At 53.1% G+C, this 14,626-nt stretch carries 13 protein-coding genes; 8 read left to right on the forward strand and 5 right to left on the reverse strand.

From position 1 onward, the window contains the following. Positions 1-36 precede the first annotated feature (36 nt). Positions 37-186: a hypothetical protein gene (locus I2D94_RS08735; protein WP_195396376.1), complete on the reverse strand. Its 150-nt coding sequence runs from the start codon at positions 184-186 to the stop codon at positions 37-39. 350 nt (positions 187-536) lie between these two features. Here I2D94_RS08735 and polA point away from each other — a divergent pair, with 350 nt between their 5' ends. The 8 genes from polA (at position 537) to I2D94_RS08775 (ending at position 10,103) form a co-directional block, all read left to right on the forward strand. Next, the gene (polA, locus tag I2D94_RS08740) at positions 537-3,149 is read left to right on the forward strand and encodes a DNA polymerase I (protein WP_195396377.1); all 2,613 of its coding nucleotides are present in this window, start codon (positions 537-539) and stop codon (positions 3,147-3,149) included. A gap of 1 nt (position 3,150) precedes the next feature. Beyond that, positions 3,151-4,071 carry a bifunctional DNA-formamidopyrimidine glycosylase/DNA-(apurinic or apyrimidinic site) lyase gene (mutM, locus tag I2D94_RS08745; RefSeq protein WP_072684242.1) on the forward strand — a complete coding sequence of 307 codons (921 nt, stop codon included), beginning with the start codon at positions 3,151-3,153 and terminating at the stop codon, positions 4,069-4,071. Next, on the forward strand, positions 3,983-4,597 hold the full coding sequence (coaE, locus tag I2D94_RS08750) for a dephospho-CoA kinase (protein WP_072684243.1): 615 nt from the start codon (positions 3,983-3,985) through the stop codon (positions 4,595-4,597). Before mutM ends, coaE begins: the two co-directional genes overlap by 89 nt. Continuing rightward, positions 4,563-5,783, forward strand: a complete 1,221-nt coding sequence (locus I2D94_RS08755) for a DnaD domain protein (protein ID WP_072684244.1) — start codon at positions 4,563-4,565, stop codon at positions 5,781-5,783. Before coaE ends, I2D94_RS08755 begins: the two co-directional genes overlap by 35 nt. Positions 5,784-5,786: 3 nt before the next feature. Next, positions 5,787-6,707, forward strand: coding sequence for an ATP-binding protein (locus I2D94_RS08760; RefSeq protein ID WP_195396378.1), 921 nt, complete (start codon positions 5,787-5,789; stop codon positions 6,705-6,707). Positions 6,708-6,764: 57 nt separating this feature from the next. Then, positions 6,765-7,727, forward strand: a complete 963-nt coding sequence (pfkA, locus tag I2D94_RS08765) for a 6-phosphofructokinase (protein WP_006059031.1) — start codon at positions 6,765-6,767, stop codon at positions 7,725-7,727. A 17-nt stretch (positions 7,728-7,744) separates the two neighbouring features. Further along, on the forward strand, positions 7,745-9,166 hold the full coding sequence (gene pyk, locus I2D94_RS08770; RefSeq protein ID WP_229056819.1) for a pyruvate kinase: 1,422 nt from the start codon (positions 7,745-7,747) through the stop codon (positions 9,164-9,166). Positions 9,167-9,263: 97 nt separating this feature from the next. Next, the gene (locus tag I2D94_RS08775) at positions 9,264-10,103 is read left to right on the forward strand and encodes an HAD family hydrolase (protein WP_072684248.1); all 840 of its coding nucleotides are present in this window, start codon (positions 9,264-9,266) and stop codon (positions 10,101-10,103) included. 104 nt (positions 10,104-10,207) lie between these two features. Here I2D94_RS08775 and I2D94_RS08780 read toward each other — a convergent pair whose 3' ends face one another. The 4 genes from I2D94_RS08780 to def all read right to left on the reverse strand — a co-directional run bounded on the left by I2D94_RS08780 (position 10,208) and on the right by def (position 14,434). Then, positions 10,208-11,062, reverse strand: coding sequence for a carbon-nitrogen hydrolase family protein (locus I2D94_RS08780; protein ID WP_195396379.1), 855 nt, complete (start codon positions 11,060-11,062; stop codon positions 10,208-10,210). Between the two features lie 6 nt (positions 11,063-11,068). Then, positions 11,069-11,629, reverse strand: coding sequence for a histidine phosphatase family protein (locus I2D94_RS08785; RefSeq protein ID WP_229056820.1), 561 nt, complete (start codon positions 11,627-11,629; stop codon positions 11,069-11,071). 45 nt (positions 11,630-11,674) lie between these two features. Next, entirely contained in the window at positions 11,675-13,639 is a 1,965-nt protein-coding gene (rnjA, locus tag I2D94_RS08790) for a ribonuclease J1 (protein WP_195396381.1), read from the reverse strand. Between the two features lie 225 nt (positions 13,640-13,864). Beyond that, on the reverse strand, positions 13,865-14,434 hold the full coding sequence (gene def / locus I2D94_RS08795) for a peptide deformylase (protein ID WP_195396383.1): 570 nt from the start codon (positions 14,432-14,434) through the stop codon (positions 13,865-13,867). Positions 14,435-14,626 lie beyond the last annotated feature (192 nt).

The raw sequence follows: 14,626 nt of genomic DNA on the forward strand, positions 1-14,626 counted from the left end.
TATTGATGTTTTTTGAGATTTTGAGATTTTTCAAATTCACGCAAAAAACTCTTGTTTTTTATTATCTAATTTCTTTTTGGTCTCTATAATTTTTAAGCGGCATTCAATCACCTTGATCGAACATTCGATCAAGGGCAAACCAACTTTTAAAACCACAGTGACAAAAAGTTCCAGGAAATGTTCCATAGAATTGCCCTCCTTTGATGACAGACGACAAAAATCTGTCAGTTTGAATCCATTTTGATAAGACCAAAAATCGACTCTGTCCGGACGGGCATCCGCGGTTCAACAAAACCCTACATTATTAATATTGCGGAAAAAATAAATAATCCTCCTGAGAAAAATGAAAATGTTAAAATTTTTTCTGTTTTAGTAAAACTTGAAAGAATCAGAATTTTATTCACAGGAAACATCAATTAAGATTTAAACGGACAGGACTGCGGTTTATGCGCCAGCTTGCGCTTCTTTTGATATTCATCAGGGCTTATGGTAAAATAAGAACTGAATCCAGTTTAAAAACAAAAGGAGATCCAACCATGAAAAAAATGTTGTTAGTCGATGGAAATTCCATGCTCTTCCGGGCATTTTACGCAACCTTTATGCGGCCGATGTCGACGTCGACCGGTATTCCGACCAACGCGATTTACGGTTTTGCGATGATGATCAACAAAGCCGTTCAGATCATCCAGCCGGACGCGATGCTCGTCGCTTTCGACAAGGGCAAGCATACCTTCCGCCACGAGCTGTTCGCCGAGTACAAGGGCGGCCGCAAGGAAACGCCGGACGCGTTAGTGGAACAGTTTCCGATCGTGCGCGAATATCTGGAAGCGGCGGGGATTAAGCAGTTTGAAATGACGGATATCGAAGCCGACGACATCATCGGTTCAATGATTAAGAAATATCCGGACTGGGATATCAACGTGCTCAGCTCCGATCGCGATATGCTGCAGCTGATCGACGAGACGACCTCGGTCTGGCTGATGAAAAAAGGCATCAGCGATATCGAGGAGATGACCGTGGAAAGCCTGAAGGAAAAGATGGGGATCACGCCGGATCAGATCCGCGACCTCAAGGGGTTGATGGGCGACGCATCCGATAACATCCCGGGAATTCCGAAGGTCGGTGAAAAGACAGCGCTGAAGCTGCTGGAACAGTTCGGTACGGTGGAAAATCTGATCGCCAACACCGACCAGCTCAAGGGCAAGCTGAAAGAAAATGTCGAAGCCTTCAAGGATCAGGCGCTGTTATCCAAACGTCTGGCGACGATCAAAACCGACGTAGAGATTCCGTTTGAAACGGAAGAATTCACATTTCACATCACGCCGGAGCCGCTGCGTCAGTTTTATGTGCGCTATGAGATGAACTCGCTGGCAAGCAAGCTTTCTACCCAGATCAGCGAGCAGGCGGAAGCCGAGGCCCCGGCCTCGCAGCCGACACTGACGGTGGCGGAAGTCCGCCGCTGTCCGGAAGCACTTCTGCAGGACAACGCGATCCTGGTGCTCGACCAGGATCAGCCGTCGGTCTATTTCGCTGACGTTCACGGTCTGGCGCTGGCGTATCAGGACCAGGCTGTCTACATCCCGATTGAAGATGTCCGGCAGGATGAAGCGCTGTTAGCGTATCTGGCCGGGGAGAAGACCAAGATCGTCTACGACGTCAAGGCTTGTCTGCATTTAGCCGACGGCGCGGGACTGACGATCAACGGAATGAAAATCGACGCGATGATCGCCGCGTTCCTGTGCGATTCGACGCTGACCAGTGATCAGAAGATCCGTGAGAAATTCGGCCTGACGGAAACGGTGACGATGGATGAGGTATATGGCAAGCCGGGCAAGATGAAGCTGCCGGAGCCGCAGCTTCAGCGTCAGCTGTGTGCCCAGAAAATTCAGCTGATCGACGCGCTGTGGAAGAACAGCGAGCCGAAGCTGAAGGAGATGGAAATCGTTTCGCTGTTTTACGATGTGGAAATGCCTTTAGCCGTCGTGCTGTATAAGATGGAAAAGGAAGGCATCCGGATTGATTCCCAGACACTCGACGATATTGCCCGGCAGACCCAGGCCCGCCTGGACGCGCTGACCGATGCGATTTACGCCGCCGCCGGAGAGACTTTCAACATCAACTCGCCGAAACAGCTGGGCGAAGTCTTGTTTGACAAGCTGGGACTGCCGGCCAGCGGGAAGAAGCGCTCAACCTCGGCCGACGTACTCGAAAAGCTGCTGGGCGTGCATCCGATTATCGCCGATCTGCTGGAATTCAGAAAATATCAAAAGCTGTACAGCACCTATGCCGAAGGCTTGAAAAAATACATTCATCCGGATGGAAGAATCCATACGATCTACAATCAATGCGCGACTCAGACCGGCCGGCTGTCCTCGACCGAACCCAATCTGCAGAATATCAGCGTCCGCGATGAGGAATCCCGCGAAGTGCGCAAGGCCTTTCTGCCGAGCGAGGGCAATGTGCTGGTCGCTTCCGACTACTCCCAGATCGAATTAAGAATGCTGGCGCACATGGCGGACGAGCAGGGGCTGCTGGACGCATTCCGGCATGCCGTCGATATTCATACCAAAACCGCGTCAGACGTATTCCAGATTCCGCTTGATCAGGTTGACGCGAAGCATCGCCGCCAGGCCAAAGCCGTCAATTTCGGGATCGTCTACGGCATTTCCGATTTCGGCCTGTCTCAGCAGCTGGATATCAGCCGCGCTCAGGCGAAGGAATTCATCGAGCGCTATCTGCAAAGCTATCCGAACATTTCCAAATACATGGATCAGGTGATCAGCTTCTGCCAGGAACACGGCTATACCGCGACGATGCTGGGCCGGCGCCGGGAAGTGCCGGAGATTCACGATAAGAATTACATGACCCGCGAATTCGGCAAGCGCGCCGCGATGAACGCTCCGATCCAGGGCTCCGCTGCCGATCTGATCAAGCTGGCGATGATCCGCATCGACAAGGCGATCAGCGAAAAGGGATTGCAATCCAAAATGATCCTGCAGGTTCACGACGAATTGATTTTCGACGCGCTGCCAGGCGAGCTGGATGCGTTATGCGCGATTATCCAGGAGGGAATGGAGCACGCGATGGAACTGAAGGTGCCGTTAGTCGCGGAAACTAAAATCGGCAGTACCTGGTACGAGGCGAAATAAGATGCCGGAGCTGCCAGAGGTTGAAACGGTCGTCCGCACGCTGGAACTTTTAATTCCTGACCGCCGGATCGAACACGTTGAAGTGCGCATGCCGAAGATGATTCAGATGGATGCCGGCGAATTCTGCCGGCGCTTAGAGGGACAGCACTTCCGCCGGTTTTCGCGGCGCGGGAAATACCTGGTCTTTCAGATGGATGATGTCTATTTCATCGCGCACATGCGGATGGAAGGAAAGTTTTATGTCCAGCGTCCTGAAGAACCGTTGTCCAAGCATATCCATGTGATTTTCGATCTGGACGACGGGACGCAGCTGCGCTATCACGATACGCGCAAGTTCGGGACGATGGAGCTGATGGAACTGAACGGCGATCTGCGCCACTTTCACGAGCTGGGGCCGGAGCCGTTCGACGACGAATTTAATCCGGACTACTGCCGCGCATTTTTAAAGAAACGCCGAGTTCCGATTAAACAAGTCCTGCTCGATCAGAGCTTTGTCGCCGGCATCGGCAATATCTATGCCAATGAGATCTGCTTCGCGCTGCGGATTGATCCGCGCAAACGCTGCGACCAGCTGACAAAAGCGCAGATCACCGCGCTGCCGGAGGTCACCCGGCAGATCCTGAGCCTGGCGATTGAGGCCGGGGGCAGCTCGATCCGCAGCTATACCTCATCCTTAGGGGTGACCGGCCGGTTTCAGCTGCAGATCCAGGTCCATGGCCGGGAAGGCGAAGCCTGTCCGCTGTGCGGCGGGCCGATCAAGAAGATTGCGGTCGCCCAGCGGGGGACCTACTATTGTCCGCATTGTCAGAAAAAGAGAGGAACGGGAATCGAATATGATCAAAATCGCGATCACCGGCGTGATCGGCAGCGGAAAGTCGACGCTGAGCCAGTGCTTACGAAATCTGGGGTATCCGGTCGCTGACTGCGACGCGATCAGCCATGCGATCCTGCAGCCGGATCAGGCGGGATATAAAGCCTGCGTCGAAGCTTTCGGTCCCGCTATTTTAGATGATCAAGGGCGAATCGACCGGGCGGCTTTAGGCGCGATCGTCTTTCAGGATGCCGCGCGGCGGCGCCAGCTCGAAGCGATCACGCATCCCCTGATCCAGGCGGAATTAAACCGCCAGGCAAAAGCCTCCTCATCGCCGCTGTGGTTTGCCGAGGTGCCGCTGTTGTTTGAAGCGGGCATGGAAAAGCAGTTTGACGAGATCATCACCGTCACCGCGCCGCTGGAAACCATCCTGCAGCGGCTGCAGCAGGGCCGCGGTCTTTCACCTCAGCAGGCGCGGGCAAGGATGGCGGCGCAGATGAGCCAGGAAGAGAAAAGCCGCCGTTCGACGCTGACGATCGTCAACGACGGGGATATTCCCGCAATGCAAGATCAGATTCAACAATGGATCAAGGAGAAACAAGATGGAACTGAAAGCGAAAGACGGATACCGCAGTGAAGTGCTGCGGCCGCTGGGCGCGGACGCGCTGAATTCCTTAATGTCGCTGTATCAGCCGCTGGTCGGCTGCGCCGGGGCGGCGCTGTATCTGACGTTGATCAGCGAAGCCAAGCACCAGCGTTCGTTTGAGCCGCACGGCCGGTTATGTCAGATCATGAACATGGACATCACGGTGCTGGAACGCTCACGGCGCAAGCTGGAAGAAATGATGCTGATGCGCAGTTATATCAAAACCGGAGAAGGCAAGGACAACTACATTTATGTGCTGTATCCGCCGCTGGAAGCCGACCGGTTTTTTAAGCATGAGGTGCTGGGGCGGCTGTACGCGCGGATCATGGGGGCGAAGCAATACCAGCTTTCGCTTAACAAGCTGGCGCACATCGAGCTGTCGCGGGAAGGCTTTGAGGAAGTCAGCGAACAATTCAAAAGCTCGGTCATCGAGAACTGGGACGCCGAGAGCGAGGAACAGTTTGCCAGTATCAAACCGCGGTACAATTTCGACGCCGGCGATCATCCGGCCATTCACTTCGATTACGAGCGCTTCTTAACCCGCGCCAGCAACCTCGTCTTTCCGATTGAAGCGCGCACCAATGAGAATCTGCGCCTGATCGGGGAGCTGGCGACGATGTACGGCTTAAGCGCCGATGAAATGCTGATTCTGGTCGGCCGCTGCACAGACAATACGAACAACACGCTGGATGCGGAAAAGCTGCGCTCCACGGCGTTTGTCATGAAAGCGAAAAAGCCGGCGAAAAAGGTCTCGGACGATCCATACGATCTGCCGCCGGTCGCCTTTCTGCAGTCCAAGCAGAACGGTGTGCCGGTGCAGGACAGCGATAAACGCACGATTGAGAAGCTCATCACCGAGATGAAGATGGATCCGAAGGTCGTCAATATTCTGTTGGAACACGTTTTGTCCATCAGCGATAACAAGCTGGTTCCTTCCTTTGTCGCCTCGCTTGCCGCAGCCTGGATCCGCTCCGGCGTTGATACGGCGGAAAAAGCCATGGCGGAAGCTAAAAAACCACGCGGCCGCAGCGGCCGGGGCGGCAGCCGCAAAGACGTGCTGCCGGATTATTACGTCCAGATGAAGACCGGATCGGAAAAAGAAACCGCAGAAGAAACGGATTTCGATCGTGAAGAATTTGAAGAAATCCGCCGCCGGCTGCGCGAACAGGAGGGCTAAGCGATGGAAGCCGTAAAATGGGGAATCCAACTGAACGAACAACAGCTGAAGGAAAAACAAGCGCTGGCCGCCAAAATGAAAGCTCATCCGCTGGTGCAGAACTTTTTGCAAACCAACGGTCTGGATGAAAGCTGGGTTGAGAACTACCCGTACCGGTTTCATCAATGGATCGACCAGCTGAGCCTGTGCCAGAACTGTGCGGGCTTAAATCAATGCCGCCAGAAACAAAAGGGCGAGGTGCTCGATCTGTCGTATACTGGGTTTCTGACGCTTCAGGTCCGTCCGTGCCGTTATGCCAGGCAGCAGCTGCAGGCGGAAAAGCATGTTCACAACTACCGCATCAACGATTTGCCGCGGCGTTTGTGGACGGTGTCGATCACTGATATCAACATCGACGAGGAAGAGGCGGCATACGCGGCAGCGGTGGCGAAAATCTCGCAGAATTTGTTAGCACCGGCGGAAAAAGGACTTTATTTGTTTGGCGCGCCGGGAGTGGGGAAGACTTATCTTGCGGCCTGCGCGTGCAACAGCTATGCCCGTCAGGGCAAGCGCGTTGTGTTCGTGCATGTGCCGACGATGGCTTCACGGATCAAGGGGCTGCTTGACGACCGCGACAGCTTCGAGGACGAGCTGTACGAAATGAAGCGTGCGGACTTTGCGGTGTTCGACGATATCGGAGCGGAAAGCGTGACCTCCTGGCTGCGCGACGAAGTGCTGCTGCCGATCTTCAACGAGCGGATGGACCGTCAGAAACTGACCTGGTTCACAAGCAATGAAAACTTCAGCTCGCTGGAAAATCACTACATGTATAATCAAAAATCCGACAAGGAAGAATTGAAAGCGGTTAGAATTATGGAACGCATAAAAGCCTTGTCGAAAGAGATGAAAATCACTGGAAAAAATCGCCGAAACACGTCGATTTAGTTTCACAATTTTCAAATTCAATGCTATGATATACGGGAAATGACAGGAGGGTTACGTATGATACGAAGAATCGGAATCTTGACGTCCGGCGGCGATGCTCCGGGCATGAACGCGGCGATCCGGGCAGTGACGCGCGTGGCGCTGGCCAACGGCTTTGAGGTCATGGGCATCAAGGATGGTTACCGCGGTTTAGTCGAGGGCAATTACATTCCGATGGATAAATCCACCGTCAGCGATATTCTGAACCGGGGCGGCACCGTACTGGGGTCGGCCCGTTTAACGGAATTCAAAGACCTGGAAATACAGAAAAAAGCGGTGCAGACGCTGCAGAACGCGAAGATCGACGCGGTCGTCGTGATCGGCGGCGATGGTTCTTATCGCGGCGCGATGGCGCTGACGAAACTGGGCATTAACTGTATCGGTCTGCCGGGAACGATCGACAACGATATTCCGGGCACCGATTTTACGATCGGCTTTGACACGGCGCTGAATACCGTCGTGGAAGCGGTGGATAAACTGCGTGATACCTCCAGCTCGCATCATCGTTGTTCCGTCGTGGAAGTGATGGGCAACCGATGCGGCGATCTGGCGGTCTGGGCTGCGATTTCCTGCGGAGCCGAGATCGTCATCACGCCGGAAACGGGCTATGACGAGCTGGATGTTCTGGAACGGCTCCGGTATTTGGACAAAGCCGTGAAGAAACGCCATGCGATCGTCGTCATTTCAGAGAAGATCGCGGACGTCGACGAGTTAGCGCGCAAGATTTCCCAGAATACCGGCTTTGCCGGACGGGCGACTGTACTGGGCCATGTGCAGCGCGGCGGATCGCCATCGCCGAGAGATCGTGTTTTAGCCTCGATGATGGGCGAAAAAGCGGTCGATCTGTTGATGGACGGCGTCGGCGGACACTGTGTCGGGATGATTGACAACAAGGTCACTTCGATGCCGATTGAGGAAGCCCTGTCTTCCCCACGGCATTCCCGGAAGGACTTGTATCGTCTGTTTGACCGGTTAGTATAAGTTGAAGGAGGAAGATTATGTTAGGTAAGAAGACTAAAATTGTATGTACGTTAGGTCCTGCCAGCAACACCCCGGAAATGGTGGAGAAGCTGGCGAAGGAAGGCATGAATATCGTCCGGTGCAACTTTTCGCATGAGGATCACAAAACCCATGGCGAACGCATCGACATGATCCGCGAGGTCAGCGAACGAATCGGCATTAACCTGGCCATTATGCTCGATACCAAGGGCCCGGAAATCCGCTGCGGAATCTTTAAGGATGGCAAGGCTGATTTCTTAAAGGGCGATATCGTCAAGATCTGCCGCGCGGAAATCGAAGGAACGCACGAGCGTTTCCACATCGCCTGCCCGGAACTGTTTGAGGACGTGAAGGCTGGCAATTACATTCTGATCGACGATGGCAAAATGCGCCTGACGATTCTGGAAAACGACGGACAGGAACTGACCTGCCGCGTCGAAAACTCCGGAACAATCAAAACTCGCAAGGGCTGCAACGTGCCTAACGTGAAGCTGTCGATGCCGTTTATTTCGGAAAAAGACGATGCGGATATCCGCTTTGGCTGCGAAAAAGACGTTGACTTCATCGCCGCTTCGTTTGTCAGACGGGCGGAAGACGTTCTGGCGATCCGCAAGATCCTGATCGAAATGGGCAAGCCGACGATCCAGATCATCGCGAAGATTGAAAACCAGGAAGGCTTCGACAATCTGGAATCGATTCTGGAAGTTGCGGATGGCGTCATGGTTGCGCGCGGCGATCTGGGCGTTGAAGTTCAGACACAGTATGTTCCGATTTACCAGAAGACGATTATCCATAAGGCGAATGAAATGGGCAAGCCGGTCATCACCGCAACCCACATGCTGGAATCCATGATGGCCAACCCGCGTCCGACCCGTGCGGAAGCGAGCGACGTTGCCAACGCGGTTCTGGATGGCTCCGATGCGATCATGCTTTCAGGTGAAAGCGCGGCCGGCGAATATCCGGTCGAAGCGGTCAGAACGATGGCGACGATTGCGGAAGCGGTCGAAAAGATCATTCCGTACCGTGAGCGTCTGGATCATTCGATCAAGTCCAGCCGCAAGACGGTTCAGGATGCGATCGGCATCGCGGTTTCCGATGCGACGCTGACGCTGCAGAACGTCGGTGCGGTTGTCGTCTTCACCCAAGGCGGCACCACGGCGAAGCGAATCTCCAAGTTCAGACCGTGCGTTCCAATTCTGGCCGTCACGTTCACCAAGAGCACGCAGCGCAAGCTGGAAGCCTATTGGGGCGTAACGCCGATCTTCTCGGATATCCAGAATGAGCTGACCAATGATGACGAACTGGCGAGCACTATCGCCAAGGGCTACGGCTTGAAGCCAGGCCAGCTGATCATCATGTCCGCCGGTTACCCAACGGGCGAAGGCAGCGCCAACATGATGAAGATCATCGAAATAAAATAAGCTGAAAACAGTCCGAAAGGGCTGTTTTTTTCTGACATTCTCCGCTAAAATGAAAAGCAGGATCAAAGAAAAAAAACGAACAGGATGAGGAAATAAGATGATCAAGTTAATCGTATGTGATTTTGACGGAACGATTTTAGAGCGCAGCACTCAGCTGATTTATCCGCGTGTCGCTGAAGCTCTGCGCAAAGCGAAAGCGGATGGGATTGAATTCTGCGCGGCAACCGGCCGCAACGCTCCGGCTGCCCGGCGGATTCTGGAAGGCTCCAAGGTCGAAGGCTGGATGATCGATCTCAACGGCGCGGAGCTGCGCGATCCGCAAGGACAGGTTCGGGCCGTTCAGGCCTTGGATAAGAATCTGGTGCAGCGTCTGCTTCCCAAACTGAGACATCCCGAGGTGCTGACCACGCTGTACAGCGGCGAGCTGAAATATACATTTCTGCCCGTAGAGGAGCACTATCGGCGCTATTTTACAGTTCCTGGCTGCGGCAAAACTCCGCAGAACACGCCGCTGAGTCAGTTTGAAGCGGATTATCGGCAATTCGAAAGACTGGAAGAACTCGCCGACCCGATCTTTAAGGTTGAGATGCGCAGCGCGTCGCTGGACGCTCTGCATCAGATCCGCGGTCAGATCGACGACATACCGCAGATCGCGCTGACTTCGGCGTTTACGCATAATCTGGAAGTGCTTCCGATCACCTGCAACAAAGCCTCCGCGTTAACACAGCTGCAGGAAATCCTCAAGCTGCGGAAAGAAGAGATCGCAGTCTTCGGCGATGATCTGAACGATTTGTGCTTGTTTGAACAGTTTCCCCTCAGCTATGCCGTGGCCAACGCCAAGCCGGAAATCCTCAAGCGCGCTCACGCGGTGATTGGGGCGTGCGATCAACAGGGGCCAGCGGATGTGATCTTCGGTTTCAGCAGCGAAACACGATAAAGAAAACGGATTTCATTTCCATCGCCAACAGAAGCGAAGGGGAGAAATCCGTTTTTTACTGATGACTATACTAAACGTCATTGAAATAGAATAATTGCGATTGACTATTTCCGGCAGAGATGGCGGTAGGCGTTAACTTTTCTGTATTTGCCCAGATCTTCCCGCTTTCGATAGGCGCGCAGTGCGTCGATATCAAACGTTGCATAGACCAGACCGTCTTCCGTTTCGCTCGCTACTGTCAGACAGTTATCCTGGCAATCCCAGACCTGGGGATGAAAGGCGCACGAACATCCCGCTTTTTCTCCCGGCGGATTCGCCATCGCGACGCCGACCTGGTTCTGCATTGCCGCTACGGAAAGCTCCTGAAGGCGGAACGGCTTGATATCGCCGCAGTCGTTGGGAATTAAGATCAGCTCGGCGCCTTGAAGCATAAGCTCCCGGGCACTTTCCGGATATTCCCGGTCGTAACAGATCATCGTGCCAAGGCAGAGATCCTCAAAATGACAGACCTTGAATTCTTCGCCGCTCTCGAGATAACGCTCAAACGAAAAATCACAGGTATGCACTTTACTGTATTTCATGAGCACCGTACCGTTTCGGTCGATGAGATAAGCGCTGTTTTGAGGATATTTCTTCCCTTGAGTAAAAGCCGTGATTTCCACACCGATGGCATGGCGTTTTGCGGCTTGGCAGATTATATTCAATGCGGCGCTTTCATCCGTCAGGGCGTTCTCACACCAGGCGCGGAAGCTGGGGGCGTCTTCCAGACTTTCCACCGGCGTAAGGGTTTCACAGATTTCAGGAAACGCATAGCTTGTCAGGAAGCACTCCGGAAACAGGATAAAGTCGGCGTCCGCCTGCTTCGCTTCCGCGATATAGCGAAGTGCAAGCATCGTGTTTTCCTGAACGTCGGTTGTTTTCGTTTTGTGCTGAACCAGCGCGAGTTTAAATTTATTCATTTTACTTCATCCTTTGCTTTGTTCTGTATTTTGATCACGTATGCAGGAATCAAGATCGAATGCCGCGATCTCCCCGTTTTCAGGATGGAAGTTGCACAGTGACTGGATCACCAGACCATGGCAGACAACGAGGATGTCTCCCAGGCCGCAATAACGCCGCAAGACACGGATCATGCGCTGGCGCATCGCGGGAAGGGATTCCCAGGCTTTTTCTTCGCCCGGCGGATAAAGCCCGTTGCAGGCCTGAAATTCATCGTAATGCCGCGCTGCCTGCTCGTCCGGTAAATAGACATAGGTTTGATCGGCCAGCCATTCGTGCAGATCAGTTTCTACCTGCAGCGGAATCTGGAGGCAGCGGGAAAGAATCGCAGTGCTTTGTAATGCACGGGTGTAAGGCGGGGATAAGATCAGCCGGGCTTGGGCAAGCCGGGGATCGGCCGCCGTCATTTCGATCTCCTGCATGCCTTTGGCGGAAAGGGGCGCCAGATGATTGCCGAATCCCTGATAAATTTTTGCGTCTTTTTCCGTATAATCCGCAGAACCATGACGAATGAGATAAAACATCATAAACTCCCTGATTTCTTTAAATGTGAACAGAAAAAACGCCGATCGTTAAGATTCAGCGTTGTTTTGTTTCGTTTTGGAATGTGTCCGGCTTGGTGTTTCGCCATTTTCAGCTGGGGCTTTTTTTGTTTTTGCCGGTGTGCTTCTCGGCTTGCGTGTCCGCTTTACCACGCCTTCCTCATCCTTATGCGCCGCAGCGGCCGCTTCGCGTTTCTGCTGCATCTGCAGCATCGCGGCCTTCTGGTTCAGGATCACCGGAATGACGATCGGATTGCGGTTGGTCTTCTTATACAGATACGGTTCCAGCGAACTGCGGATACAATTCTTTAATTCGCCGAAGGTCGTTTTCTGCATCATTTTTTTCTTTAAAGCTTCATAAACGATCATTTCCGCTTCCTTCAAGAGCGTCTGACTTTCCTTGATGAAGACGAAGCCGCGGGAAACGATATTCGGCCGGCACAGAATTTTATTCGTGCGCGAGTCGATCGTGACGATGACCGCGACTAAGCCGTTATCGGCCAGAATCTTGCGGTCGCGCAGCACCGCTGTGCTCAAGCCGGATATATCGTTGCCGTCGACATAGATATCGTCGGTCTGGATGCGGGTTTCCGCCTGGAAGACTTCGCCGTCGCGCAGCACCAGCACGTCGCCGTTAGCGCAGATAAACGTATTCTCGCGCGGGACGCCGGTTTCAATCGCGCTCTCCGCATGGATCCGCAGCATTTTGTATTCGCCGTGCACCGGCATGAAGTATTTCGGCTTGATCAGCTGGAGCATCAGCTTCTGTTCCTCTTGGGAACCGTGGCCGGTCGTATGCAGGGAGGTCAGCGGGCTGTTGACCAGCACGTTGGCGCCGACCCGCGTCAGCTGATTGACGACCTGGGAAACGCTGACCGCGTTGCCCGGGATCGGATTGGACGAGAACACGACGGTATCGCCCGGAATGATTTTAATCCAGCGGTGTGTACCGTTGGCAATCCGGCTTAACGCCGCTAACGGTTCGCCTTGGGAACCTGTGCAGACGATGCAGATCTTACTGGCCGGCAACGAATTCAGCTGGTCCGGCGTAATGAAATGCTTCTCCGGAATGGCGATGATGCCGAGCTTGCGTGCAATCTGCACGACGTTTTCCATCGACCGCCCGAAGACGGCGACCTTGCGTCCGCAGGCTACGGCCGCTTCCAGAATCTGACCGACGCGGTTAACGTTGGAGGCAAAGGTGGAAACGATTAAGCGGCCCGGCGTTTTGCGGGTGATTTCCAATAAGGATTTCGCGACTTTTTTCTCACTGATCGAGAAGCCGGAAACCTCGGAATTGGTCGAATCGCTCATCAGAAGGCTGACGCCGATCTGACCGATGTATGCCATTTTCTGATAATCGCTGTTGGTGCCGATCGGGGTCAGGTCGAACTTGAAGTCGCCAGTCTCCACGATCCGGCCATTCGGCGTGTTGATCAAAATTCCCAGAGAATCCGGGATCGAGTGAATCGTGTTGAAGAAGCCGACCTGGAAATGATTGGTCGTGATCCGCGAATCCTCGTTGATCTGCACGAGCTTGACCTGCCGGCTCATCCGCCGTTCCTCCAGCTTTTTCTGAATCAGGGAGCAGGCGAAGCGTGGCGCGTAGATTTTATCGAGCCGGATCGACTGCAGGAAAAACGGAATGCCGCCGATGTGATCCTCGTGTCCGTGCGTAATGATTAACGCCTTGACTTTCGCCTGATTTTTAATCAGATAGGAATAATCCGGAATGACGTAATCGACGCCTAACAGATTTTCTTCCGGAAACCGGACGCCGGCGTCGACGATGATAATTTCATCCTGATGCTCAAAGCAATACATGTTTTTACCGATCTCACCCAAACCGCCCAGAGCGTAGATGAGCGTGTCGGTATCCCGATGAAACGGAGTTTCGACGACCTCGCTGACGGCGCCCGCAGGAATGGACTTCTTGCGGGGAGTTGATTTACGCGGTGCTTTTTTTGCAGGCGTCGCTGCAGTATTTTCTTTCATTATTTACCTCTTTTCTTTATTCTTAAAAAACAATGCACCTGTCTTTTAATGATTGATGTTCGCTTCTTTGCTAACCCCTTGGCAGGGGAGACGATTTCACGGCTAAACCGCGGGATGGCCTGAAATGAATTTCAGCTCCCCGCGGCAGCCAAAAACGATGAGTTTTCTGATTTTATTTATAAAGGGAAACGCCGTTGGAAAGACCGGCAGGAACGAAAAACGGAATTATTCGATCACAATCGCATTTTCAACGGGAGCATACGGATCGTTTTGATTGATCCGGTCATAGAACAGAATGCCGCTGAAATGGTCGATCTCATGCTGCAGGACGATGGCCACATACCCGGATGCCCGGAAAGTCACCTCGCGGTCCTGAAGCATATCGTAGCCTTTGACCTTGATCCGTGCGCTGCGGATGACGTAGCCTGGATGATCGTCGAGAACGGACAGGCAGCCCTCGCCGGATTTCAAATAGGAGTTCTGGACAGACTGAGAAATGATTTTTGCGTTGGCCAGCGCGTATTCGTAATGAATCGGATTGCCGTTTTTATCTTCTTCATCCACAACCACAGCCAGAAGCTGCCTGGGGATGCCGATCTGAATCGCCGCGATGCCGACCGCCGGACGCAGATTCTTGGTTTCCGCCAACTGGGGATCCGTCGATTCCTTGACGTAGGTTAAAAGCTCCATTAACGTATTTTTATCTTCTTCGGACAACGGCAAAGACACCGGCGCTGATTTATCGCGCAGATGGGCGTCATTGTCCTTTACAATGGTATCCATGTTTATGTTCATAAAATCTACCTCACTTTATATAATACTCAAGAAATGCAAAGAAGGAAAGGAAAATTTGACGAAAGCTTTCCATAAATTGATTTTTAAGCGCTTTCTTTTTCTTTCCCTGCCAGAAACCGCCCAATTTTGACGATTCTTTCCCTTATTCTATTCAAAACCAGTCTCCCCGTCACGTCTTTTGATTGTCAAAAA

The organism is Holdemania sp. 1001302B_160321_E10, assembly GCF_015552275.1.
Lineage (GTDB): Bacteria > Bacillota_I > Bacilli_A > Erysipelotrichales > Erysipelotrichaceae > Holdemania.

Excerpts from the sequence above, each read along its gene's own strand:
- rnjA (WP_195396381.1), bottom strand. The coding sequence starts at position 13,639 with ATGAAAGAAAATACTGCAGCGACGCCTGCAAAAAAAGCACCGCGTAAA.
- I2D94_RS08755 (WP_072684244.1), top strand. The coding sequence starts at position 4,563 with ATGGAACTGAAAGCGAAAGACGGATACCGCAGTGAAGTGCTGCGGCCG.
- I2D94_RS08785 (WP_229056820.1), bottom strand. The coding sequence starts at position 11,629 with ATGATGTTTTATCTCATTCGTCATGGTTCTGCGGATTATACGGAAAAA.
- coaE (WP_072684243.1), top strand. The coding sequence starts at position 3,983 with ATGATCAAAATCGCGATCACCGGCGTGATCGGCAGCGGAAAGTCGACG.
- I2D94_RS08760 (WP_195396378.1), top strand. The coding sequence starts at position 5,787 with ATGGAAGCCGTAAAATGGGGAATCCAACTGAACGAACAACAGCTGAAG.
- def (WP_195396383.1), bottom strand. The coding sequence starts at position 14,434 with ATGAACATAAACATGGATACCATTGTAAAGGACAATGACGCCCATCTG.
- pyk (WP_229056819.1), top strand. The coding sequence starts at position 7,745 with ATGTTAGGTAAGAAGACTAAAATTGTATGTACGTTAGGTCCTGCCAGC.
- pfkA (WP_006059031.1), top strand. The coding sequence starts at position 6,765 with ATGATACGAAGAATCGGAATCTTGACGTCCGGCGGCGATGCTCCGGGC.
- I2D94_RS08735 (WP_195396376.1), bottom strand. The coding sequence starts at position 186 with ATGGAACATTTCCTGGAACTTTTTGTCACTGTGGTTTTAAAAGTTGGT.
- I2D94_RS08780 (WP_195396379.1), bottom strand. The coding sequence starts at position 11,062 with ATGAATAAATTTAAACTCGCGCTGGTTCAGCACAAAACGAAAACAACC.
- polA (WP_195396377.1), top strand. The coding sequence starts at position 537 with ATGAAAAAAATGTTGTTAGTCGATGGAAATTCCATGCTCTTCCGGGCA.
- I2D94_RS08775 (WP_072684248.1), top strand. The coding sequence starts at position 9,264 with ATGATCAAGTTAATCGTATGTGATTTTGACGGAACGATTTTAGAGCGC.
- mutM (WP_072684242.1), top strand. The coding sequence starts at position 3,151 with ATGCCGGAGCTGCCAGAGGTTGAAACGGTCGTCCGCACGCTGGAACTT.